The 22,500-nt window shown below is 72.6% G+C and carries 17 protein-coding genes; 4 read left to right on the top strand and 13 right to left on the bottom strand.

Annotation, left to right across the window (positions count from 1 at the left end; genetic code table 11):
- Window positions 1-40: 40 nt before the first annotated feature.
- The 7 genes from SCATT_RS24400 to metH form a co-directional block, all read right to left on the bottom strand.
- Window positions 41-1,408 carry an ABC transporter ATP-binding protein gene (locus SCATT_RS24400; protein WP_014145864.1) on the bottom strand — a complete coding sequence of 456 codons (1,368 nt, stop codon included), beginning with the start codon at window positions 1,406-1,408 and terminating at the stop codon, window positions 41-43.
- Window positions 1,392-2,501, bottom strand: a complete 1,110-nt coding sequence (locus SCATT_RS24395; protein WP_014145863.1) for an ABC transporter ATP-binding protein — start codon at window positions 2,499-2,501, stop codon at window positions 1,392-1,394. The genes SCATT_RS24400 and SCATT_RS24395 overlap by 17 nt, the downstream gene beginning before the upstream one ends.
- Window positions 2,501-4,039 carry an ABC transporter permease gene (locus tag SCATT_RS40420; RefSeq protein WP_014145862.1) on the bottom strand — a complete coding sequence of 513 codons (1,539 nt, stop codon included), beginning with the start codon at window positions 4,037-4,039 and terminating at the stop codon, window positions 2,501-2,503. Before SCATT_RS40420 ends, SCATT_RS24395 begins: the two co-directional genes overlap by 1 nt.
- A gap of 1 nt (window position 4,040) precedes the next feature.
- Window positions 4,041-5,072: an ABC transporter permease gene (locus SCATT_RS24385; RefSeq protein ID WP_014145861.1), complete on the bottom strand. Its 1,032-nt coding sequence runs from the start codon at window positions 5,070-5,072 to the stop codon at window positions 4,041-4,043.
- A 90-nt stretch (window positions 5,073-5,162) separates the two neighbouring features.
- Window positions 5,163-6,704: an ABC transporter substrate-binding protein gene (locus tag SCATT_RS24380; protein ID WP_014145860.1), complete on the bottom strand. Its 1,542-nt coding sequence runs from the start codon at window positions 6,702-6,704 to the stop codon at window positions 5,163-5,165.
- Window positions 6,705-7,123: 419 nt separating this feature from the next.
- On the bottom strand, window positions 7,124-7,825 hold the full coding sequence (locus SCATT_RS24375) for an HAD family hydrolase (RefSeq protein WP_014145859.1): 702 nt from the start codon (window positions 7,823-7,825) through the stop codon (window positions 7,124-7,126).
- Between the two features lie 198 nt (window positions 7,826-8,023).
- Window positions 8,024-11,527 (bottom strand): methionine synthase, encoded by a 3,504-nt coding sequence (gene metH / locus SCATT_RS24370; protein ID WP_014145858.1) that lies wholly within the window; start codon window positions 11,525-11,527, stop codon window positions 8,024-8,026.
- A 285-nt stretch (window positions 11,528-11,812) separates the two neighbouring features.
- Between metH and SCATT_RS24365 the strand changes: the two genes are divergently transcribed.
- The 4 genes from SCATT_RS24365 to SCATT_RS24350 all read left to right on the top strand — a co-directional run bounded on the left by SCATT_RS24365 (window position 11,813) and on the right by SCATT_RS24350 (window position 16,768).
- Complete coding sequence (locus tag SCATT_RS24365; RefSeq protein ID WP_014145857.1) at window positions 11,813-12,577, top strand: IclR family transcriptional regulator; 765 nt, start codon at window positions 11,813-11,815, stop codon at window positions 12,575-12,577.
- A 218-nt stretch (window positions 12,578-12,795) separates the two neighbouring features.
- Window positions 12,796-13,587, top strand: a complete 792-nt coding sequence (locus SCATT_RS24360; protein WP_014145856.1) for an MIP/aquaporin family protein — start codon at window positions 12,796-12,798, stop codon at window positions 13,585-13,587.
- 46 nt (window positions 13,588-13,633) lie between these two features.
- Window positions 13,634-15,154 (top strand): glycerol kinase GlpK, encoded by a 1,521-nt coding sequence (gene glpK / locus SCATT_RS24355; protein WP_014145855.1) that lies wholly within the window; start codon window positions 13,634-13,636, stop codon window positions 15,152-15,154.
- Between the two features lie 6 nt (window positions 15,155-15,160).
- Window positions 15,161-16,768 carry a glycerol-3-phosphate dehydrogenase/oxidase gene (locus SCATT_RS24350; protein ID WP_014145854.1) on the top strand — a complete coding sequence of 536 codons (1,608 nt, stop codon included), beginning with the start codon at window positions 15,161-15,163 and terminating at the stop codon, window positions 16,766-16,768.
- Between the two features lie 72 nt (window positions 16,769-16,840).
- Here SCATT_RS24350 and SCATT_RS24345 read toward each other — a convergent pair whose 3' ends face one another.
- From SCATT_RS24345 to SCATT_RS24320, 6 genes are read right to left on the bottom strand one after another with little or no spacing between them, the layout of a single operon-like run.
- On the bottom strand, window positions 16,841-17,743 hold the full coding sequence (locus SCATT_RS24345) for a polysaccharide pyruvyl transferase family protein (protein WP_014145853.1): 903 nt from the start codon (window positions 17,741-17,743) through the stop codon (window positions 16,841-16,843).
- Window positions 17,744-17,758: 15 nt separating this feature from the next.
- Window positions 17,759-18,676: a glycosyltransferase family 2 protein gene (locus tag SCATT_RS24340; RefSeq protein ID WP_014145852.1), complete on the bottom strand. Its 918-nt coding sequence runs from the start codon at window positions 18,674-18,676 to the stop codon at window positions 17,759-17,761.
- A complete protein-coding gene (locus SCATT_RS24335) occupies window positions 18,673-19,533 on the bottom strand; it encodes a glycosyltransferase family 2 protein (protein WP_014145851.1) in 861 nt (286 codons plus the stop codon). The genes SCATT_RS24340 and SCATT_RS24335 overlap by 4 nt, the downstream gene beginning before the upstream one ends.
- Window positions 19,530-20,495, bottom strand: a complete 966-nt coding sequence (locus SCATT_RS24330; RefSeq protein WP_014145850.1) for a glycosyltransferase family 9 protein — start codon at window positions 20,493-20,495, stop codon at window positions 19,530-19,532. The genes SCATT_RS24335 and SCATT_RS24330 overlap by 4 nt, the downstream gene beginning before the upstream one ends.
- Window positions 20,492-21,874, bottom strand: a complete 1,383-nt coding sequence (gene rfaE2, locus SCATT_RS24325) for a D-glycero-beta-D-manno-heptose 1-phosphate adenylyltransferase (RefSeq protein WP_014145849.1) — start codon at window positions 21,872-21,874, stop codon at window positions 20,492-20,494. The genes SCATT_RS24330 and rfaE2 overlap by 4 nt, the downstream gene beginning before the upstream one ends.
- Window positions 21,871-22,491: a D-sedoheptulose-7-phosphate isomerase gene (locus SCATT_RS24320; RefSeq protein WP_014145848.1), complete on the bottom strand. Its 621-nt coding sequence runs from the start codon at window positions 22,489-22,491 to the stop codon at window positions 21,871-21,873. The genes rfaE2 and SCATT_RS24320 overlap by 4 nt, the downstream gene beginning before the upstream one ends.
- Window positions 22,492-22,500 lie beyond the last annotated feature (9 nt).

Below are 22,500 nucleotides of genomic sequence, written 5' to 3'. Positions count from 1 at the left end.
CTTCGCCGTGGGCGCACCGCCCGGTCCCGGGCGGTGCTCGTCAGTTGTCGCCCGCGGGGTACAGGTGGCAGGCCACCCGTACCTCGCCGACGGGCAGCACACGCAGCCTGGGGTCTTCCGACTCCTCGAACTGCACGGCCACGCCGCCCGCCTCTTCCTGCATGGTGACGACCCCGCCCCAGAACGGCTCCCGGGGCTCGGTCGCGGAGTCCTCCTCGCGGAGGTTCCGGAGGTATTCCAGCACCTTCGCCGCCGTGGTGCCTCTACCGGGGGTCACCACGACCTTGGTCAGCCCCGGCGCGGAGAGCTGGTCGAGGTCGGCGAAGAGCGCCTTCTCCTTGGTGTACTCCTCCACCGGCATGGTCAGCCACCGGCGTTCCAGCAGCGCCCGCAGGTCGCGCGCCTCCCAGCCGCAGCCGGGCAGCGCCACCGGGCAGCGCGGGTGGAACGAGCAGCCCAGCGGCGGCCGGGCGGCGTCCGGGATCTCACCGCGCGGCAGCTCCCGGTCGGTGGCCAGGGTCGGGTCCGGCTCCGGGATCGCCGCCAGCAGCGCCTTGGTGTACGGGTGCTTGGGGTCGGCGAAGACCTGCTCGGTCGGGCCGTACTCGACGATCCGGCCCAGGTACATGATGGCGATGTTGTCGCAGAAGAACTTGGCGCTCGCCAGGTCGTGGGTGACGTAGACGTACGTCAGGTCCAGATCGCGCTTCAGGTCCAGCATCAGCTGGAGGATCTTGGCGCGCACGCTCATGTCGAGCATGGAGATCGGCTCGTCGGCGACGAGCAGCTCCGGCTCGGCGATGATCGCGCGGGCGAGCACGGCCCGCTGCTTCTGGCCGCCGGACAGGTCCGAGGGGAACTTGGACAGGAAGCGCTCGGGCGGGGTGAGCCCGACCCGTTCCAGCGCCTGGACGACCTTGGCCTCGCACTCGGTGTCGTCGCTCACCAGGTTGTGGATGCGCAGCGGGTGGCCGACCGCGGTGCGGATGTCCATGCCCGGGTTGAGCGAGGCGTGCGGGTCCTGGAAGACCATCTGCAACTTGCGACGCAGCGGGCGCAGTTGGCGCTCGCCGTACTGGGCGATGTCCTCGCCGCGGTAGCGGATGGTGCCGCCGGTGGGCGAGTTGAGGCCGAGCAGGGCGCGGCCCAGGGTGGTCTTGCCGGAGCCGGACTCGCCGACCAGGCCGAGCACCTCGCCCTTGCGCAGCGTCAGGTTGATCCCGTCCACCGCCTTGACCGCGCCGGTGCCGCGGCCGGTCAGCTTCGACAGGAAGCCGCCGCGCAGCCCGAAGTGGACCTGGAGGTCCTCGATCTGCATCAGCGCGCCGGGGTCCTGCGCCGCGGACCCGGCGGCGTCGGCGCCGGCCGCGGCTTCCGGCTCCGTCCGGTTGTCAGGCTTCGTCGGCAACGCTGATCTCCTTCACCGCGGCGAGCGGCTCCCGCCCGTCCTTACCCAACTCGTCGGCCAGCGAGGGCTCCACCTCGATGGCCTGGTGCCAGCAGGCGCTGCGCACCCCTGAGGCCAGCACGGCCTCGGGCGGCTCGTTCTCCGCACAGCCGCGCATCGCCACCGGGCAGCGCTGGTGGAACCGGCAGCCGACGGGCGGGTCGCCCAGGTCCGGCGGGCTGCCCGGGATGTAGTGCAGCCCGGTGGTGGAGAGCGAGATGGTCGACCGCAGCAGCTCCTTGGTGTACGGGTGCTGCGGGTTGGCGAAGACCTCGCGGGCGTCGCCCTGCTCGACGATGTGCCCGGCGTACATCACGGCCACCCGGTCGCACGCCTCGGCGACGATGCCGAGGTTGTGGGTGATCAGCACCAGGGCGGTGTCGAAGTTCTTCCGCAGGTCGGCGAGGATCTTGATGATCTGCGCCTCGACCAGCACGTCCAGCGCGGTGGTGGGCTCGTCGGCCACCACGAAGGCCGGGCGCAGCACGAGGGCGAGGGCGATCATGATGCGCTGGCGCATGCCGCCGGAGAACTCGTGCGGGTAGTTCTCGTAGCGGCTGGGCGGGATGCCCATGCCGCGCAGCGCCTCCAGGGAGCGCTCCCGGATCTGCTGCTTGGTCAGGTTCTTCTCGTGGGTGCGCAGCGTCTCCTCGAAGTGCTCGGAGATCTTCATCAGCGGGTTGAGCCGGGTCATCGGCTCCTGGAAGATCAGCCCGAGCTCCGGGCCGCGCAGCTTCTGCAGCTCCTTGGGGGCCAGGCCCACCAGGTTGCGGCCGGCCGCGCGTTCGCTGCGCAGCACGACCTCGCCGTCGAGGGCGACACCGGGCGGGGTGAGCCCGAGGACGCCCCGGCCCAGGGTGGACTTGCCGCATCCGGACTCGCCGACCAGCCCGAGGGTCTCCCCGGGGCGTACGTCGAAGGAGACGCCGTCCACGGCCTGGATGGGGCCGCGTTCGGTGCCGTACCAGACTCGGAGGTCGCGCACGCTCAGCACGGGTTCACGAGGGGTGGCGGCGGGGGCCGCCTGCGTCGCCGCGCTTTCGGTGGTGGTCATCAGCCCTCCTTCGAGGTGTCGGCCGCCGGGCCGGCGGGCTTGCCGTTGGTGTTCTGGCGGGCCGGTGCGGACTTCTTGGCGGTGGCCGTCTTCTTGGCGGTGGTCGCCGACTTCTTCGCCGCCGCGGTCCGGGTGGTGGTGGTCTTGGCGGTGGCCTTCTTCGCCGCCGTCTTCTTGGCCGCCGTCTTCTTGGCCGCCGTCTTCTTCGCCGCCGTGGTCTTCTTGGCCGCGGCGGTCTTCTTGGCGGGTGCCTTCTTCGCCGGTGCGGCGGGCTGCTCCGGTGCGGCCTCGGGCTTCGGCGCGGGTTCCGGCTGAGGCTCCGACGCGGGCTCGGGCTCCGGCTCGGGCTCCGGCTGAGGCTCCGGCTCGGGAACGGCCTCGGGTGCCGGGGTCTCCGCCTCGGCGGGCTCGGCTTCGGCGGGCTCGGCCTTGACCGGCTCGGCCTCGGCGGGCTCCGCCTGCACCGGCTCCGCCTCTACCGGCTTGACCTCCGCCGGGGAGGCGGCGGGGGCGGTGGCCGGGGCGGCGGCGGTGACCACGCGGCGGGGGGAGGTACGGGCCGGGATCAGCACGCGGGTGATCCGGCGGCGCCGCATCGTCGGGTTGAGCACGTCGTTGAGGCCCTCACCGACGAGCGTGAAGCCGAGGATGGCGATGATGATGGCGATGCCGGGGAAGGTCGCCGTCCACCACATGCCGGCGTTGACGTCGTCCACCGCGCGCTGGAGGTCGTAACCCCACTCGGCGGCCTCGGTGGGCTGGATGCCCAGGCCCAGGAAGCCCAGACCGGCCAGGGTGGAGATGGCGTCGGCGGCGTTCATCGTGGTGATGACGGGCACCGACTGCACCACGTTGCCGAACAGATACTTGCGGATCACCACCGACGGCTTGGCGCCCATCGCGCGGGCCGCCTCCACGTAGAGCGCCTCACGCGCCGAGAGCGCCGAGGAACGCACCACGCGGAAGTACTGCGGGATGTAGACCACCGTGATGGACAGCGCCGCGGTGACCACGCCGCCGCCGACGATGCCGGAGAAGACGAACCCGGCCACGATCGCCAGCAGCAGGTAGGGGAAGGCGAAGAGGGCGTCCATGACCAGCACCAGGATGCGGTCGAGCCAGCCTCCGAAGTACCCGGCGAGCAGGCCGAGGAGCACACCGACGATGAGCGAGAAGACGACCGCGAGGATCATCACCTCCAGCGCGGTGCGCGCGCCGTAGATCGTGCGGGAGAGCACGTCCAGGCTCTGCACCGTGGTGCCGAACAGATGGCTGCCGTCCGGGGCGCCCTGCTTGGGGAACGCCTTGCCGCCGGAGGTGTACTGGTCGAAGTTGTACGGCGCCAGCAGCGGCGCGAAGATCGCCACCAGCACGAAGAGCGCCGAGATCACCAGGCCGGTCCACAACATGACCTTGGGTATGCCGTGGGCCTGGCGGATGGGGGCGAAGGTGCGGCGCAGGCCGCGCAGCCGGCCGGGTTTGACCGGAACGGTCGGGGTCTCGGTCTCGGCGGGCGGCAGAAGAGCTGTCTGGGTCATCTCAGTACCGCACCCTCGGGTCGATCAGCGCGTTCACGAAGTCGATCAGCATGGAGATCACGACGACCACCAGGGCGAAGACGGTGACGATGCCCTGGACGGCGGCGTAGTCACGGGCGTTGATGTACTGGATCAACGCCTGGCCGATGCCCTGCCAGTTGAAGGTCTCCTCGGTCAGCACCGAGCCGCCGAGCAACATGGCCACCTGGAGACCGAGCACGGTCACCACGGGAACCAGCGCGTTGCGGAAGGCGTGCTTGGTGACGACGGCGGTCTCCTTGATGCCCCGGGCCCGGGCGGCCTCGACGTAGTCGCCCTGGAGGGTCTGGATGACGTTGACCCGGATCATCCGGATGAAGACACCGACGATGATCAGGCCGAGGGTGACCGAGGGGAGTACCAGGTGCTGGGCGATGTCACCGACCGCGCTCCAGTCGCCGGCCAGCGCGGCGTCCAGGATCAGGATGTGGGTCTGGGTGGGCACTTCGAGGCCGACCATCACCGACGACTGTCCGGAGGACGGCAGCAGGCCCAACCCGTTGGGCCCGAAGGCCAGTTGGGCGAGGAGGCCGAGGACGAAGGCGGGGGCCGCGTAGGTGATGATCGCGAAGAGCCGGCTCGCCACGTCGATGCCGCGGTCCCGGAACCGGCCGGCCACCAGGCCGAGCGGGATGCCGATGACGCCGGCCACGATCAGCGCGCCGAAGCTGAGCGAGAGGGTGGCACCTCCCCGCTGGATGATCACCTGGCGGACGCTCAGGTTGTCCGAGAAGGTGGTGCCGAAGTTCAGGGTGGCGACCGACTTCAGGTACTCCCAGAACTGCTCGTACAGGGGCCGGTCGAAGCCCGCTGCGTGGCGCTTGGCGGCGAGTTGCGCTGCCGACAGCTTCCCGCCCTGGGACGCCGCGATGGGGTCGCCTGGCGCCACCCGCATCATGACGAAGACCAGGACCAGCAGGATCAGGACCATGGGTATCGCCAGCGCGATCCTGGTGAGGATGTAGCGGCGCAGCGACCCGGACTGCTTGCTCATGAGGGGACGTCTTTCTTCACCGGGCGACGGGTGGCCGGCCTCCCGCCACGGGGGGTGTCAGCGAAGGGCCGGCCGGCCGTCACGTACCGCTTACTTGCTCAGCTCGTAGAAGCGGAACATCGTCGGGTCGAGGGCCTTGTCGACCCCGTTCACGCCGTCGCGCACGACCGCGGTCTGCTTGCCCTGCCACAGCGGGATGATCGGCACGTCCTCGGCGATCTGCTTCTGGATGTCGCTGAACGCCTGGTTGCGGGTGCCCGCGTCGGTGGACGCCTCCTCCTTCTGGAGGTTCGACTGCACCTGCGCGTTGTTGTAGCCGGTGCCCAGGAAGGGGTTGGCGTTCAGGAAGGGGGCCAGGTCGTCGTCGGCGTCCGGGAAGTCCGGGAACCAGCCCATCATGTAGGCGCCGTAGTTGTTGGCCTTCTCGTCCTTCTGGTACTGCGTCCACTCGGTGGAGCTGAGCTTCACCTTGAACAGGCCGCTGGCCTCCAGCTGGCGCTTGATCTCGGTGGCCTCGTCGGAGGCGGCGGAGCCGTAGTGGCTCGGGGTCCAGAAGTACTCAAGCTGCACCGGGGTGCTGATGCCGGCGTCCTTGAGGAGCTTGGCGGCCTTGTCCTTGTCCGGCGTGCCGTACTTGTCCTTGAACGCCTCGGTGTGGCCCTGGACGCCGATGCCGACCATGGAGTACAGCGGCTGGACGGTGTCGTTGTAGGCGGCCTTGGCGATTCCCGCGCGGTCGATGACCTGGGCCACGGCCTGGCGGACGGCCTTCTGGTCGGCCGGCTTCACCTTGGAGTCGAAGACCAGGTAGCGCTTCTCGGTGCCGGTGCCCTGAACGACCTTCAGGCCCTTGCCGCCCTGGAGCGACTTGACGTCGGTGGGCGAGAAGGTGCGGAAGGCGGCGTCGATGTCGCCGGCCTGGACCGCCTGCTTCAGCGTCGAGGGGTCGGAGAAGTACTGGATGATGAACGCCTTGTTGGCGAGCTTCGCCGGGCCGTTGTACTTGTCGTTGGCCTTGAACGACGCCGACTGCTTGGCGGTGTACTTGTCCAGCGTGTACGGGCCGGAGCCGACCATGGTGGTGCCGGAGAGCATCTTGTCGGCCGGGTAGACCTTGTGGTCGACGATGACGCCGGCGTCGGTGGAGAGCACCTGCGGGAAGGTGGCGTCGGCGTTCTTCAGGTGGAAGACCACCTGTTCGTCGCCCTTGGCCTCGGTGCTGTCCAGGTTGCCCAGCAGGCTCGCCGGGCCGTTGGGCGCGTTGATCTTCAGCATGCGGTCGAACGAGAACTTCACGTCCGTCGCGGTGAGTTTGTCGCCGTTGGAGAAGACCAGCCCCGACTTCAGGGTGCAGGAGTACGTCTTCGGGTCGGTGAACGAGCAGGACTTGGCGGCGTCCGGCTCCGGCGTGGTGCCGCCGGTCGGGAAGTGCATCACCTTCTGGAAGACGCTGTCGATCACCTCCCAGGAGCCGTAGTCGTAGGCGCCCGCCGGGTCGAGCGACGACACCGTCTCGGTGGTCCCGACCACAACGGCCTTACCGCCGGACGCGGTTTTGCCTCCGCACGCGGACACGCCGACGGCCAGGAAGGCGACGGCGGCAGCGGCGACGACACGCTTCGTACGTGACATCTTGTGAATCCCCTTGCTCAAACGCCGATCGGTTGATTCGGCATTGACCAGCAAGGACCCTAGTGGGAACGCCCGACTGCACCAGAACACGGAGAAGTTGAGGCAAAATCACGCCCAGATAACGGCAACCGTGACTCCGATATCCGGACAGCGGAGCGTTTCACTCCCCAGGTGACCAACTGGGACACAAGGACACCCGGAAAACCCCCGCGACCACCCCCGGAGCAGAACCCGCAGGCCATGTCGACAGGTGGTAGCGTGACAAAAATCACACCTCCGGTCAACAGGACCGGCGGCCGAATTCAGCCAGCGCATTCGTCACGGAAAATAAGCGCGCAACCGCTTACAGTTTCCGGACGAATTCTTGACCAAGCCGTCCGGCCTTGTCCCGGGCCATCCGGCGCACGCTGGGTGAGCGATCAGTGCACGGCCGTGATCAAAGAGCGCAGAAAAGTCAGGTCGACCTGTTCCAGCGAGGCGACGACGGTGCGCCCGGGGGCCGGTTCGACCGGGACCAGGGAGGGCACCGCGATCACCCGGCAGCCGGCCGCCTCCGCGGCGGTGACCCCGGTGAGGGTGTCCTCCACGACCACGCAGCGGGCCGGTTCGGCGCCGAGCCGGGCGGCGGCCAGCAGATAGGGGTCGGGGTGGGGCTTGGTCCGGGCCACCTCGTCGCCGGCCACGGTGAGCGCGAAGTGCTCGGGGCCCAGCGAGCGCAGCACGGTGTCGATGATGTGCCGGTGCGAGGCGGAGACCAGCGCGGTGGGCACCTGGTGGGCGGCGAGTTCGGCGAGCAGCCGGTGGGCGCCGGGCATCAACGGCACGCCGCGACCGATGAGTTCGACGAAGCGCGCGTTGATCCGCGGGGCCAGTTGCTCGACGGTCAGCTCCACCCCGGTGGCCTCGATCAGATGGGCCACGCTGCGGGTCATCGGACCGCCTATGACGATCCCGCGTTCGCGTTCGTCGAGCACGTGGCCGAGTTCGGCGAAGACCTCGGACTCCGCCTCCCACCACAGGTCCTCGGTGTCCACCAGGGTGCCGTCCATGTCGAGCAGCACCGCCTGTAGGTCGGAGCCCTCGGCGTGCGAGGCGTGGACGGCGGGAACGCTGCTGGTCATCCGGGTAGCACCTCCATGGGGGACGAAGAGGCCGGTCGCCCGCCGCACACGGTGCCGCGAGGGGATGTCTCCCCGCGGTCCCGCACGTGTCGGGCGACCGGCCTCCACCGGACCGTCCAGTGTACGTCGGGCGCCGATCAAGCGCGCGCCGGATTCCCCGGTCGCCGCCGTCGCCGGTCGCACGGCGGCCGGCGCGCGCTACCTGGCGTTGAAGTACTTGGCCTCCGGGTGGTGGATCACGATGGCGTCGGTGGACTGCTCCGGGTGGAGCTGGAACTCCTCCGAGAGGCGCACGCCGATCCGCTCCGGCTCCAGCAGCGCGGCGATCTTGGCGCGGTCCTCCAGGTCGGGGCAGGCACCGTAGCCCAGCGAGAACCGGGCACCGCGGTACTTCAGGGCGAACATGTCCTCGACGTCCACCGGGTCCTCGCCGCCGAACCCCAGCTCGGCCCGGACCCGGGCGTGCCAGTACTCCGCGAGCGCCTCGGCGAGCTGCACCGAAAGCCCGTGCAGCTCCAGGTAGTCGCGGTAGTTGTCGCGGGCGAACAGCTCGTTGGCGGCCTCGGAGACCTTGGAGCCGACGGTGACCACCTGGAAGCCGACGACGTCGGTCTCCCCGCTCTCCTGGGGGCGGAAGAAGTCGGCCAGGCACAGCCGGCGGCCCCGGCGCTGGCGCGGGAAGGTGAACCGGGTGCGTTCGGCGCCGTCCTCGCCCAGCACGATCAGGTCGTCGCCCTTGGAGACGCAGGGGAAGTAGCCGTAGACCACGGCGGCCTCCAGCAGCCCCTCGGTCTGGAGCCGGTCCAGCAGGCCGCGCAGGCGCGGGCGTCCCTCGCTCTCCACCAGCTCCTCGTAGCTCGGTCCGCCGGCCCGGGACTGCTTGAGCCCCCACTGGCCCTTGAAGAGCGCCCCCTCGTCCAGCCAGGAGGCGTACTCCTTGAGCTGGACGCCCTTGACCACCCGGGTGCCCCAGAACGGCGGGACGGGCACCGGGTTGTCGGTGGCCACGTCGGAGCGGACCTGGCCCAGGGTGGGGGCCTGCTCCTCGACCTCCGCCTCGCGCCGGGCCACCCGCCGCTGCTTCAGCTCCGGCAGGGTGGCCCCGGGTACCCCGCGCTTGACCGCGATCAGGGCGTCCATCAGCCGCAGCCCCTCGAAGGCGTCGCGCGCGTAGCGCACCTCGCCCTCGTAGATCTCGTGCAGGTCCTGCTCGACGTAGGCGCGGGTGAGCGCGGCGCCGCCGAGGATCACCGGGAAGCGGGCGGCCAGGCCGCGCTGGTTGAGCTCCTCCAGGTTCTCCTTCATGATCACGGTGGACTTCACCAGCAGCCCGGACATCCCGATCACGTCGGCCCGGTGCTCCTCGGCGGCCTCCAGGATCGCCGAAACCGGCTGCTTGATACCGAGGTTGACCACCGTGTAGCCGTTGTTGGACAAGATGATGTCGACCAGGTTCTTGCCGATGTCGTGCACGTCGCCGCGGACGGTGGCGAGCACGATGGTGCCCTTGCCGGCGTCGTCGGTCTTCTCCATGTGCGGCTCCAGGTAGGCCACCGCGGTCTTCATCACCTCGGCGGACTGGAGCACGAACGGCAGTTGCATCTGGCCGGATCCGAACAGCTCGCCGACGACCTTCATGCCTTCCAGCAGGGTGTCGTTGACGATGTCCAGCGCGGGGCGTCCGGCCAGCGCCTCGTCGAGGTCGGCCTCCAGGCCGTTGCGCTCGCCGTCGATGATGCGGCGCCGCAGCCGTTCCTCCAGCGGGAGCGCGGCCAGTTCCTCGGCGCGGCCGGCCTTGACCGACTTGGTGTCCACGCCCTCGAAGATCTCCAGGAAGCGCTGGAGCGGGTCGTACCCCTCGCGCCGCCGGTCGTGGATCAGGTCGAGGGCGACCTCGCGCTGCTCCTCGGGGATCCGGGCGATCGGCACGATCTTGGCGGCGTGCACGATCGCCGAGTCCAGCCCGGCCGCCACGCACTCGTGCAGGAAGACGGAGTTGAGCACCATGCGGGCGGCGGGGTTGAGGCCGAAGGAGATGTTGGACAGGCCCAGGGTGGTCTGCACCTCGGGGTGGCGCCGCTTCAGTTCGCGGATGGCCTCGATGGTGTTGGCGCCGTCCTTGCGGGACTCCTCCTGGCCGGTGCAGATGGTGAAGGTCAGGCAGTCGATGATGATGTCGCACTCACGGATGCCCCAGTTGCCGGTGAGGTCGGCGATGAGGCGCTCGGCGACCGCCACCTTCCGCTCGACGGTACGGGCCTGGCCCTCCTCGTCGATGGTGAGCGCCATCAGCGCCGCGCCGTGCTCCACCGCCAGCGAGGTGATCCTCGCGAACCGGGACTCGGGGCCGTCGCCGTCCTCGTAGTTGACCGAGTTGACCACGGCCCGGCCGCCGAGGAGTTCGAGGCCGGCCTGGAGCACCGCGGGCTCGGTGGAGTCGAGCACGATGGGCAGCGTGGAGGCGGTGGCCAGCCGTCCGGCGATCTCCCGCATGTCGGCGGCGCCGTCCCGGCCGACGTAGTCCACGCACAGGTCGAGCAGGTGGGCGCCCTCGCGGATCTGCTCGCGGGCCATCTCCACGCAGTCGTCCCAGCGGCCCTCCAGCATCGCGGTGCGGAACTTCTTGGAGCCGTTGGCGTTGGTGCGCTCGCCGATCGCCAGGTAGGAGGTGTCCTGGCGGAACGGCACGCTCTGGTAGAGGGAGGCGGCGCCGGGCTCGGGGCGCGGGTCGCGCGGGGCCACCTCACGGCCGCGGACCCGCTGGACGACCTGGCGCAGGTGCTCGGGGGTGGTGCCGCAGCAGCCGCCGACCAGGGTGAGCCCGTACTCGTCGACGAACAGCTCCTGGGCGTCGGCGAGTTCGGCCGGGCTGAGCGGGTAGTGGGCGCCGTCCTTGCCGAGCACCGGCAGCCCGGCGTTGGGCATCGCGGAGACCCCGATCCGGGCGTGCCGGGCCAGGTAGCGCAGGTGCTCGCTCATCTCGGCGGGGCCGGTGGCGCAGTTGAGGCCGATCATGTCGATGCCCAGCGGTTCCAGCGCGGTCAGGGCGGCGCCGATCTCCGAGCCGAGCAGCATGGTGCCGGTGGTCTCCACGGTGACCGAGCAGATCAGCGGGAGGTCGAGTCCGCTCTCGCGCAGCGCCTGGCGGGCGCCGATGAGCGCGGCCTTGGTCTGGAGCAGGTCCTGGGTGGTCTCCACCAGGATGGCGTCGGCGCCGCCCGCGACCAGGCCGGCCACCTCGGTGCGGTAGGCGTCGCGCAGCGCGGTGTAGGGGGCGTGGCCGAGGGTGGGCAGCTTGGTGCCGGGGCCGACCGAGCCCAGTACCCAGCGGGGTCGCTCGGCGGTGGCGTACGAGTCGGCCACCTCGCGGGCGAGGCGGGCGCCGGCCTCGGCCAGCTCGTGGATGCGTTCGGCGATGCCGTACTCGCCCAGCGCGGCGAGGTTGGCGCCGAAGGTGTTGGTCTCCACGCAGTCGACGCCGGCCTGGAAGTACTCCTCGTGGACCGAGCGGACGATGTCGGGGCGGGTGACGTTGAGGACCTCGTTGCACCCCTCGTACCCCTGGAAGTCGTCCAGGGTGGGGTCCTGGGCCTGGAGCATCGTGCCCATCGCTCCGTCGGCCACCACGACCCGGGTGGCGAGTGCTTCGCGCAGTGCGGCGGCTCGGGACTGCTGGGCGGTCTGCTGGGACGGCGAGGCCATGGAGATGCTCCCTGGGATGCGACGGCTGTCGGCTATGCGTGCCCTGGACGGGATCGCACCCGGCCAGCGTAGCGGTCGGGGGCCGGGTTTTCGCCAGTCGTCCCGAGGGTTGGACGGCCCCGGGCCGGTCCCGGTCGCACAGGGAAATGGCCGAAAACACGTGGCTGAACTGGGCCGGTGTGCATGGCCGCCGAGGTGGTTGGCAGACTCGTTGCATACGATGATGGTCGGCATCGCCCAATCGTGTTCAGCATTGCCGAACGATGGCATACGGAGGTTGCCCCGATGGCAGGAAGCATCCAGTCGGTGGAGCGCGCGGCGGCGATGCTGCGGCTGCTCGCCGGGGGCGAGCGCCGCCTCGGGCTCACCGACATCGCCTCCGCGCTGGGCCTGGCCAAGGGGACCGCCCACGGGATCCTGCGCACCTTGCAGCAGGAGGGCTTCGTGGAGCAGGACGAGGTCTCCGGCCGCTACCAGCTCGGCGCGGAGCTGCTGCGGCTGGGCAACAGCTACCTGGACGTGCACGAGCTGCGGGCCCGCGCCCTGGTGTGGACCGACGACCTGGCCCGGGCCAGCGGTGAGGCGGTCTACCTGGGCGTCCTCCACCAGCAGGGGGTGCTCATCGTGCACCACGTCTTCCGTCCCGACGACAGCCGCCAGGTGCTGGAGGTGGGCGCCATGCAGCCGCTGCACAGCAGCGCCCTCGGCAAGGTACTGGCGGCGTACGACCCGGTGGCGCACAGTGAGGCGGTGGAGGCGGCCCGCGAGCGGTTCACCGCGCACACGGTGACCGGCGCGGCGGACTTCGAGGGGGTGCTGGACATCACCAGGGCGCGCGGCTGGGCGGTGGACCTGGAGGAGACCTGGGAGGGCGTGGCGTCGGTGGCCGCCCCCATCCACGACCGGCGGCGGATGCCGGTCGGGGCGGTGGGGATCACCGGCGCGGTGGAGCGGGTCTGCGAGGGCGGCGAGGTCCGCGCCCGGCTGGTGGCCGCGGTGCGCGACTGCGCCCGTTCGGTCTCCCGCGACCTGGGCGGGACGCGGTTCTGAGCGGCCGGCGGGCGACGGCCCGGGCGGGGTGGTTCGGGGTGGTTGCGCCCCGAAGGATCACAGATTGGAGTCCTCTGTCACAGGCCCCTTGACGCACCTACCGGAGGGTATAAAACTGCCGTTCGGCGGTCGACATTGTCGAACACCGGACGGGACCCGGCCCGCCGCCTCACGTCATTCAGAGATCCGCCCCCGTGGACGGAGACAAAGGAGTCGCGATGTCCAGCGGCCATATCTTCATCGGCGAACTCATCGGCACCGCCGTGCTCGTCCTTCTCGGCGGCGGCGTGTGCGCGGCCGTCACCCTCAAGAAGTCCAAGGCGCAGAACGCCGGCTGGCTCGCGATCACCTTCGGCTGGGGCTTCGCCGTCCTCGCCGGGGCCTACATCTCCAACGGCTACTCGGGCGGACAGCTCAACCCCGCGGTCACCATCGGGGTGGCGATCAAGACCGGTGACTGGAGCAAGGTGCCGGTCTACCTGGCCGGACAGCTGCTCGGCGCGATGATCGGCGCCTTCCTGGTGTGGGTCGCCTACTACGGGCACTTCAAGGCCCACCTGACCGACCCGGAGGTCGTCGAGGCCGGCCGCGGCGCCGACCCGGCCGGCCCGGTCACCAAGGACGGCGACAACCCGGGCGGCCCGGTGCTCGGCGTCTTCTCCACCGGCCCGGAGATCCGCAACGTCTGGCAGAACCTGGCCACCGAGATCATCGCCACCACCGTGCTGGTGCTCTTCATCCTGACCCAGGGCATGACCAAGGAGCTGGCCCTCAACGGCCTGGGCATCCTGCTGGTGGCGCTGACCGTGGTCGGCCTCGGCCTGTCGCTGGGCGGCCCGACCGGGTACGCCATCAACCCGGTCCGCGACCTCGGCCCGCGCATCGTGCACGCCCTGCTGCCGCTGCCCAACAAGGGGGGCTCCGACTGGGGCTACGCGTGGATACCGGTGGTGGGCCCGCTCGTCGGCGGCGCCCTCGCCGGCGGGATCTACCAGCTCGCCTTCGCGTAACGCAGTCCACCGCCGTCATCCCCTACCGACTTACCAGGAGCACCCCATGACCGACACCCACGCCGGGCCGTTCATCGCCGCCATCGACCAGGGCACCACCTCCTCCCGCTGCATCGTCTTCGACCGCGACGGCCGCATCGTCTCCGTCGACCAGAAGGAGCACGAGCAGATCTTCCCCAAGCCGGGCTGGGTCGAGCACGACGCCGCCGAGATCTGGACCAACGTCCAGGAAGTGGTGGCCGGCGCGCTGGCCAAGGCGGGCATCGGCAAGGACGACGTCAAGGCGCTGGGCATCACCAACCAGCGCGAGACCACCGTGCTGTGGGACAAGGCGACCGGTGAGCCGGTGCACAACGCCATCGTCTGGCAGGACACCCGCACCGACGCCCTCTGCAAGGAGCTGGGCCGCAACGTCGGCCAGGACCGCTTCCGCCGCGAGACCGGTCTCCCGCTGGCCAGCTACTTCGCCGGCCCCAAGATCCGCTGGATGCTCGACAACGTCGAGGGGCTGCGGGAGCGCGCCGAACGCGGCGAGATCCTCTTCGGCACCATGGACAGCTGGGTGATCTGGAACCTCACCGGCGGCACCGAGGGCGGCGTGCACGTCACCGACGTCACCAACGCCTCGCGCACCCTGCTGATGAACCTGCAGACCCTCAGCTGGGACGAGCGGATCCTGTCCTCCATGGAGATCCCGGCCGCCGTGCTCCCGGAGATCCGTTCCTCCGCCGAGGTCTACGGCACCGCCAAGGGCGCCCTGGAGGGCGTGCCGGTGGCCTCCGCCCTCGGCGACCAGCAGGCCGCCCTGTTCGGCCAGACGTGTTTCGCCAAGGGCGAGGCGAAGTCCACCTACGGCACCGGCACCTTCCTGCTGCTGAACACCGGTGAGACCCCGGTGAACTCCTACAACGGCCTGCTGACCACCGTCGGCTACCGGATCGGCGACCAGGCCCCGGTCTACGCCCTGGAGGGCTCGATCGCGGTGACCGGCTCGCTGGTGCAGTGGATGCGCGACCAGATGGGCCTGATCAGCACGGCCGCCGAGATCGAGACGCTGGCCAGCTCGGTGGAGGACAACGGCGGCGCCTACTTCGTGCCCGCCTTCTCCGGACTGTTCGCCCCCTACTGGCGTTCCGACGCGCGCGGTGTCATCGCGGGGCTCACCCGCTACGTCACCAAGGCGCACATCGCCCGCGCGGTGCTGGAGGCCACCGCCTGGCAGACCCGGGAGATCGTCGACGCCATGGCGAAGGACTCCGGCGTGGAGCTGACCGCCTTGAAGGTGGACGGCGGCATGACCTCCAACAACCTGCTGATGCAGACCATCGCCGACGCGCTCGACGCCCCCGTGGTGCGTCCGATGGTCGCCGAGACCACCTGCCTGGGCGCCGCCTACGCGGCGGGCCTGGCGGTCGGCTTCTGGCAGGACACCGATGAGCTGCGGGCCAACTGGCGGCGCGCGGCCGAATGGACCCCCCGTATGGACGCGGCCACCCGTGACCGCGAGTACAAGAACTGGCTCAAGGCCGTCGAGCGGACCATGGGCTGGATCGAAGAGGAGCACTGAGACAACATGAGCACCCCGCTGCGCGTCCCCGCCCTGGGGACGCACCCGGCCGCCGGCCGCAACCCCAGCCGTGACGAGACCCGTGACCTGCTGAGCCGCGCCACGTACGACCTGTTGGTGATCGGCGGCGGCATCCTCGGCACCTCGGTGGCGTGGCACGCGTCCCAGGCCGGACTGCGGGTCGCGATGGTGGACGCCGGCGACTTCGCCGGCGCCACCTCCTCCGCCTCCTCCAAGCTCGTCCACGGCGGTCTGCGCTACCTGCAGACCGGCGCGGTCAAGCTGGTGGCGGAGAACCACCACGAGCGCCGGGTCCTGGCCAAGGACGTCGCCCCGCACCTGGTCAACCCGCTCACCTTCTACCTGCCGGTGTACAAGGGCGGCCCGCACGGCGCGGCCAAGCTGGGCGCCGGTGTCTTCGCCTACTCGATGCTCTCCGCCTTCGGCGACGGCGTGGGCCGGGTCATCTCCCCGGCCCGGGCCGCCGCCGACAACCCGGCGCTGCGCACCGAGAACCTCAAGGCGGTCGCGGTCTACGGCGACCACCAGATGAACGACTCCCGGGTGGCCGTGATGACGGTCCGGGCCGCCGTGGAGTCCGGTGCCGTGGTGCTCAACCACGCCGAGGTGACCGGGCTGCGGTTCACCGACGGCCGGGTCACCGGCGCCGAGCTGAGGGACCGGCTGGACGGCACCGAGTTCGGCGTCGACGCCCGGCTGGTGCTCAACGCCACCGGCCCCTGGGTGGACCACCTGCGCAGGATGGAGGACGCCGGGGCCGCCCCCAGCATCCGGCTGTCCAAGGGCGCCCACCTGGTGCTCAAGCGCAAGGCGCCGTGGAAGGCCGCCATGGCCACCCCGATCGACAAGTACCGGATCACCTTCGCGCTGCCGTGGGAGGACCAGCTGCTGCTGGGCACCACCGACGAGGAGTACACCGGTGACCCGGCCGACGTGCGGGTGACCGAGGCCGACATCCAGCAGATCCTGGACGAGGCGGCCTTCTCGGTGCGCGACGAGCACCTCGACCGCGAGCTGATGACCTACGCCTTCGCGGGGCTGCGGGTGCTGCCCGGCGGCCCGGGCGGCGTGGAGTCCGCCAAGCGCGAGACCGTGGTCACCGAGGGGCGCGGCGGGATGCTGTCGGTGGCCGGCGGCAAGTGGACCACCTACCGGCACATCGGCCGCACCGTGATGGACAAGCTCGCCAAGCTGCCCGGCCACCCGCTCCGCGGTGACATGCAGCCCGTCGGCGACCTGGTGCGCCGGGTGCCGCTGCCGGGCGTGGCCAACCCCAACGCGGTCGCCCACCGGCTGCTGGTGGACCGCGAGCCGGGCACCCGGCTGGAGCCGGAGACCGCGCGTCATCTGGCCACCCATTACGGCGCGTTGTCCTTCGACATCGCCCGGCTGGTCAACGAGGACCCGGCGCTGGCCGAGCGGATCCACCCGGACGGCCCGGAGATCTGGGCCCAGGTCGTCTACGCCCGCGACCACGAGTGGGCGCAGACCCCCGAGGACGTGCTGCGCCGGCGCACCACGCTGACCGTGCGCGGCCTCGACACCGAGCAGGTGCGCGAGCGGGTCGCCGCGCTCCTGGCCGAGCGGGGCTGACCCCCGGCGCCGCGGCGGCCGGGTGAGGGGTTCCCCCCTGCTCAGCCGGCCGCCGCGGCGGTGCGCCCCGTGTCAGCCGGTGAGCCGCCGGCACAGGGCGTCGAGCAGGTCGTGGCCGGGGGTGGGCGGGTTCTCCCGGGCGCGCTGCCGGCCCTGCGGGGACAGGCACCAGCCGAGCATCCGGTCGAGTTCGGGCGGGTGGACGCGGTCGGCGGGCAGGATCGCCGGCCAGCCGAGCGCCTGGGCCTGGGCGGTCACCTTGGCGCCGCCCGCCACCGGGTCGACGGCGAGCGCCGGCACCCCGCCGCGCAGCGCCAGCACCAGGCCGTGCAGCCGGGAGGTGACCACCGCGTCGCAGGCCCGGATGACCCGTTCGAGCTGGGCGACGTTGCCGGGCAGCCGCCAGTCGCCGCGGTCCAGCCGGGTCTCCAGCGGCAGCCGGGCCACGTCGAGGCCGCAGAGCCAGGCGTCGAGGTCGGCGTTGACCTGCTCGTGCCGCCGCAGGTCGCGGTACTCGCCCTGGCCGTGCGCGGTGACCACGCCGATCAGCGGCAGCCCGGCGGCCCGGGGCGCGTGCACCGACAGGTCGACGGCGGGCTCCACCCCGGGGCCGTCGCGCGCCAGCACCACGTCGAACCCGGTGACCGCCGGGTCGTCGGGGTCGGGTACGGAGACGCCGACCGCGATCCGGCGGCAGCCGGCGAACCGCTGGTGCAGCCACAGCAGCGGGGCGGTGGCGCCGGGGCGGGGCGGCAGCGAGTGCAGCGGCCCGCAGGCGAAGACCAGGTGCGTGTAGTCGGCCGGGTCGGCCTCGTCCAGGTGGAGGGCGTCCGGGCGGAACACCGGGGACCAGGCGACGTCGTGCGGGACGCCCTCCTCCTTCAGGACCCGCGCGACGGTCTCGGCGGAGAGCACGTCACCCGCGGTGGCCTCGCCCTCGACGAAGCTGAACCATCCGGTGAGCAGGGTGCGCAACGGTTCCTCCTCGGGTCAGCCCACGTAGCGGCGGGCGGTCGAGGCGTGCTGGGGGTCGTCCAGCAGCCGCAGCCGGTGCTCGACCGGGGGCGGCAGCGGCCGGCGTTCCCGCAGCACCCACGGCAGTCCGGCGGCGGCCTGGGCGAAGGCGCGGGCGGTGACCCGGTCCTTGGGCACCTCGGTGACCAGCCGGGCGGTGCGGCGCAGCGCGGCCGGCGCGGAGCGGCGCAGCCAGGTGGTCCACAGGGTGTTGCGGATGCCGTGGCGGCGGCGGAGCGTGGAGTCCCGCCGCCGCGACGGTTGGTGATGGATCGTCAGGTCGTCGGCGTACAGCAGCCACCAGCCGGACGCCGCGAGGTCGGCGGCGAGCAGTTCCTCCTCGCCGCCGAGCCACAGCCGGGTGGAGAAGCCGCCGGCGGCCCGGAAGGCGTCGGTGCGCAGCACGGTGGCGGCGGCCAGGAAAGAGCCGAGCACGGGGCCGGGCAGACCGCCGGGCCGGGGCAGCGGGGACTCGCGCAGCTCGGGCACGATGGGGTCCTCGTAGCCGGGGTCGTCCGGTGCCGCGTCGGGCGGGTGCACCACGATGCGGGCGGTGACCGAGACCACCTGGGGGTGGCCGTCGAGCAGGTCGGCGGCGCCGGCCAGGGATCCCGCCTGCCACCACGAGTCGTCGTCGCAGAAGGCGAGGTAGGGCGTGGTGACGTGGCGGGCGGCGAGGTTGCGGCCGCAGGCGCCGAGGTTGCGGCCGGGGGTGAGCAGCCGGACCCCGGGGTGGCAGCCGCGGACCGCCTCGGCGGTGCCGTCGGTGGAGGCGTTGTCCACCACGATCACCGGCGGCCGTTCCGGCAGCGCCGCCAACTCGTCCAGGGTGCGCAGCAGTTCGTCCCGGCGGTCGCGGGTGATGACGACGACGGTGGTGCGCGGATCGGTCACGGCACCCCCTCCAGACTGCGGGCGCGGGCCTCGACGCCGGGCGGCAGCGGCTTGCGGTGGCGTAGCGCGGCGGGGATCCGAACGACGGCGGCGGGCAGCGCGCGGCGGGCCGCGGGGTCGGTGACGGCCTGCCGGGTCAAGGTGGCGGTGGCCCGGATCGCGTGCCGCAGCGGGCGGCGCAGCCAGGCGGTGAGCAGGGCGTTGCGGCGCAGCCGGGCGGCGCGGCCGGTCCGGGGCTGCGGGCCGGGGTCGTGGTGGGCGACGACCTCGGGGCAGTAGGCGAGCCCCCAGCCGTCGGCGGCCAGGTCGAGGGCGAGCAGTTCCTCCTCGCCGCCGAAGTGGAGCAGCGGGTGGAAGCCGCCGACCGCCTCGAAGGCCCGGCGGCGTACCGCCGAGGCGCAGGCGAGGAAGCCCAGCGCGGAGGGGCCGGGCAGGTCGGGTTCGGTGCCCAGCGGGGCCGCGGCCAGGGCTTCCTCGACCGGGTCGCGGTGGCCGTCCGGGCCGACCCGTACGGCGGCGGCGATCAGCGCGAGCCGCGGGTGGGCGGTGAAGAGCGCGGCGATCCGGGTGAGGGCCTGCGGCTCCCACCACGAGTCGTCGTCGGCGAAGGCGACGTAGGGGGTGTCGAGGGCGGCGGTGCCCAGGTTGCGTCCGCAGGCGCCGAGGTTGCGGCCGGGGGTGAGCAGCCGGACGGCCGGGAAGGCGTCGCGGACCGCGGCGGCGGTGCCGTCGGTGGAGGCGTTGTCGACCACCACGACGGGCGGGCGTTGCGGCAGTGTGGTGAGCCGGGCGAGCGTGCGCAGCAGCCGCTCGCGGCGGTCGCGGGTGATGACGACGATGCCGACGGGTGGGGTCATGGGTGCTCCGCGTGGACGGGCAGCCGTTCGACGGCGGCCAGGACCTCGGCGGGGGTGATGCGCAGCAGCCGCGGGTCGGGGCGGGTGCCGTGGGCGTCGCCGGGGCGTACCCCGTCGTCCGGCGCGGGGTGCCACAGCACCTGGTGGACGCGGCCGGCCGGCGGCCCCCAGATCGCCGGTGACACCGGTCCGCACAGCACCACCGACGGCGTGCCGCAGGCGGTCGCCAGGTGGGCCACGCCGGTGTCGCCGACCACCACCGCGCGGGCCCGGGCGACCAGCGCGGCCAGTTGTGGGAACGGGATGTCGCCCTCCCCGCCGAGGACCGCGTGGCCGGGGAGCCCGGCGGACGCGGCGACCTGCCGGGCGAGGTCCGCCTCGCCACGTCCGGCGGTGACCACCACGTGGTGTCCGGCGGCGTGCAGGGAGCGGGCGACCAGGGCGAAGCGCTCGGCCGGCCACCGCCGGGCGGGGGCGTCGGCGCCGGGGTGGACGATGGTGGCGCACGGCACGGCGCAGATCGTGTCGGGGGCGGGCAGCAGCAGGTCGTCGGGGTCGGCCGGGATGCCGTGGGCGGTCAACAGGCGGCACCAGCGCAGCCGTTCGTGGTCGTCGGGGCGCCAGCGGGGGGCGCCGGGGGCGGCGTAGGCGATCAGCCGGCCGGGGTTCAGGGCGGCCAGCGGGTCGCGGCTGGCCGGTCCGTTGCCGTGCAGGTCGACGGCGAGGTCGGGGGCGAGCCCGGTCCACGGCAGGACGGCGGGGACCTCGCGGGCGGGGGCCTCGGCGGGCAGCAGCCGGTCCACGGCACCGGTGGCGTGAACGGCGTCGGCGAGCCTGCGCGGGGCGGCGAGGACGATCTCGTGGCGCGGGGCGGCGCGGCGCAGGGCGCGCAGCGCGGGCACGGCGGTCAGCAGGTCGCCGAGGCCGAGGGCGCGCAGCACCAGGATCCGGGGGGCGGTCACGAGGGTGCCTCCTGCCCCCAGGCGCGGGCCGCCCGGCGGGCCAGGTCGGTGGTGGAGTGGCCCTCCAGGTAGGGCAGGACGACGCTCTGGCCGCCCCATTCGCGCAGCGTGGCCGCCTCCGGCAGGGTCTCGGCGGTGTAGTCGCCGCCCTTGACCCATACGTCCGGTCGCAGTCGGCGCAGCAGGGTCTCGGGGGTGTCCTCGTCGAAGACGACCACGCTGTCCACGCACCCCAGGCCGGTCAGCACCCGGGCCCGGTCGGCCTGCGGGGTCATCGGGCGGCCGGGTCCCTTCAACCGGGCCACCGAGGCGTCGGAGTTGAGGCAGACCACCAGGCAGTCGCCGATCCGCCGGGCGCTTTGCAGCAGGCCGACGTGGCCGGCGTGCAGCAGGTCGAAGCAGCCGCCGGTGGCCACCACGGTGCCGCCGCGCGAGCGGACCGCCTCGGCCAGCGCGAAGGCGTCCTGGCCGGGGCGTGCGGTGCCGGACGGCGCGGGGCGGCCGGTGGCGGGGCCCGCGGCGATCCACTCGGTGGCGGCGGCCACCGCGCGCTGCACGGCCTCCTCGGGGAGGGCGCCGTCGGCGAGCGCCGCGGCGGCGGTGGTGGCGAAGCAGTCGCCGGCCCCGCACGGGTCGCCGTCGACCGCTTCCGGGGCGGGCACCAGCATCGGTGACATCCCGGCCGCCCGGGTCAGCAGCGCGCCGCGGTCGCCGAGGGTGACGGCGACCGCGGCGGCCTCCCAGCGGGCGGCCAGCCGGGCGCCCCGGGCGGCGTGGCCGCGCAGGGTGTCGCCGTCGTCCCCGCCGGCGAAGCCGAGCGCCTCGGCCGCGTTGGGGGTGGCGATGCGCACCCCGGGCACCGGGGTGTCACCGCGCGGGTGGGGGTCCCACACCACCGGGACACGGCGGGCGGTGGCGGTCAGTTCGGCGGCCAGGCGTCCGGCGACGCCGCGTCCGTAGTCGGCGACGAGGACCGCGCGGGCGCCGGCCAGGGCGGCGCGCACCTCGGCACGGGGTGCGCCGCCGGGCCGCCCGCCGCCCTCGTCGTAGCGGACCAGGGGGCGCCCGGCCGCCCGGACCCGGGTCTTGACCGGCAGCGAGCCGTGCAGCGGCAGTTCGACCAGGCGGATCCCGGCGGCGGTCAGCTCCTGGCGGGCGGTGCGGCTGGCCGGGTCGGTGCCGAGCGCGGTGACCAGGACGACGTCCCGGGCGTCGCGGACGGCGAGGACGGCGGCGAGCCCCGCCCCGCCGGGCCGGTGGCGTCCGTCGCGGACGTCGACCACGGGCACCGGCGCGTCCGGGGCGAGCCGGTGGGCGTCCCCGTCGATGTCCCGGTCGAGCAGGGTGTCGCCGACGACGACAAGGGGGCCGTGGGTCATCGTCCGGCCACCTCCCGGGTGCCGTGGGCGACCCCGCGCGGGGCGGGCGCGGCGGCGTCGAACGCCTCGCACAGCAGGTGCAGCGCGACCAGGTGGGCCTCCTGCACGGTGGCGGTGCTGTGGGCGTCCACGCACAGCGCGTCGGCGGCGCGCAGCGCCAGCGGGTTGGGGCGCGGGCCGGTCATCGCCCACACCGCCAGCCCCGCGGCGCGCGCGGTGTCGGCGGCGGCCAGCAGGTTGGGGCTGCGGCCGGAGGTGGACATCAGCACCAGCACGTCACCGGGCCTGCCGTGGGCGGCGACCTGGCGGGCGTACAGCTCGTCGAAGCCGTAGTCGTTGCCGATGGCGGTGACCGAGGAGGTGTCGGCGTGCAGCGCGATGGCGGAGTAGGCGGGGCGGTCGTGGGCGTAGCGGCCGACGAGTTCGGCGGTCAGGTGCTGGGCCTGGGCGGCGCTGCCGCCGTTGCCCGCGGCGAGCAGCCGGCCGCCGACCGGCAGCACGGCGGCCAGGTGGCGGCCCCAGGCGGTGACGCGGCGCAGTTCGTGTTCCTCGAACCCGGCGAGGGCTTCATGAAGGGCCCGGCAGTGCGCACGGGCGGTGCGGTGCGGTTCGTTCATGGTGGCGTG

Source organism: Streptantibioticus cattleyicolor NRRL 8057 = DSM 46488 (genome assembly GCF_000240165.1).
Taxonomy (GTDB): domain Bacteria; phylum Actinomycetota; class Actinomycetes; order Streptomycetales; family Streptomycetaceae; genus Streptantibioticus; species Streptantibioticus cattleyicolor.
Note: the sequence above shows the minus strand (reverse complement) of the source record. Positions and strands in the feature narration are given on the sequence as shown.

Excerpts from the sequence above, each read along its gene's own strand:
- SCATT_RS24395 (WP_014145863.1), bottom strand. The coding sequence starts at position 2,501 with ATGACCACCACCGAAAGCGCGGCGACGCAGGCGGCCCCCGCCGCCACC.
- SCATT_RS40420 (WP_014145862.1), bottom strand. The coding sequence starts at position 4,039 with ATGACCCAGACAGCTCTTCTGCCGCCCGCCGAGACCGAGACCCCGACC.
- SCATT_RS24385 (WP_014145861.1), bottom strand. The coding sequence starts at position 5,072 with ATGAGCAAGCAGTCCGGGTCGCTGCGCCGCTACATCCTCACCAGGATC.
- SCATT_RS24380 (WP_014145860.1), bottom strand. The coding sequence starts at position 6,704 with ATGTCACGTACGAAGCGTGTCGTCGCCGCTGCCGCCGTCGCCTTCCTG.
- SCATT_RS24375 (WP_014145859.1), bottom strand. The coding sequence starts at position 7,825 with ATGACCAGCAGCGTTCCCGCCGTCCACGCCTCGCACGCCGAGGGCTCC.
- metH (WP_014145858.1), bottom strand. The coding sequence starts at position 11,527 with ATGGCCTCGCCGTCCCAGCAGACCGCCCAGCAGTCCCGAGCCGCCGCA.
- SCATT_RS24365 (WP_014145857.1), top strand. The coding sequence starts at position 11,813 with ATGGCAGGAAGCATCCAGTCGGTGGAGCGCGCGGCGGCGATGCTGCGG.
- SCATT_RS24360 (WP_014145856.1), top strand. The coding sequence starts at position 12,796 with ATGTCCAGCGGCCATATCTTCATCGGCGAACTCATCGGCACCGCCGTG.
- glpK (WP_014145855.1), top strand. The coding sequence starts at position 13,634 with ATGACCGACACCCACGCCGGGCCGTTCATCGCCGCCATCGACCAGGGC.
- SCATT_RS24350 (WP_014145854.1), top strand. The coding sequence starts at position 15,161 with ATGAGCACCCCGCTGCGCGTCCCCGCCCTGGGGACGCACCCGGCCGCC.
- SCATT_RS24335 (WP_014145851.1), bottom strand. The coding sequence starts at position 19,533 with ATGACCCCACCCGTCGGCATCGTCGTCATCACCCGCGACCGCCGCGAG.
- rfaE2 (WP_014145849.1), bottom strand. The coding sequence starts at position 21,874 with ATGACCCACGGCCCCCTTGTCGTCGTCGGCGACACCCTGCTCGACCGG.
- SCATT_RS24320 (WP_014145848.1), bottom strand. The coding sequence starts at position 22,491 with ATGAACGAACCGCACCGCACCGCCCGTGCGCACTGCCGGGCCCTTCAT.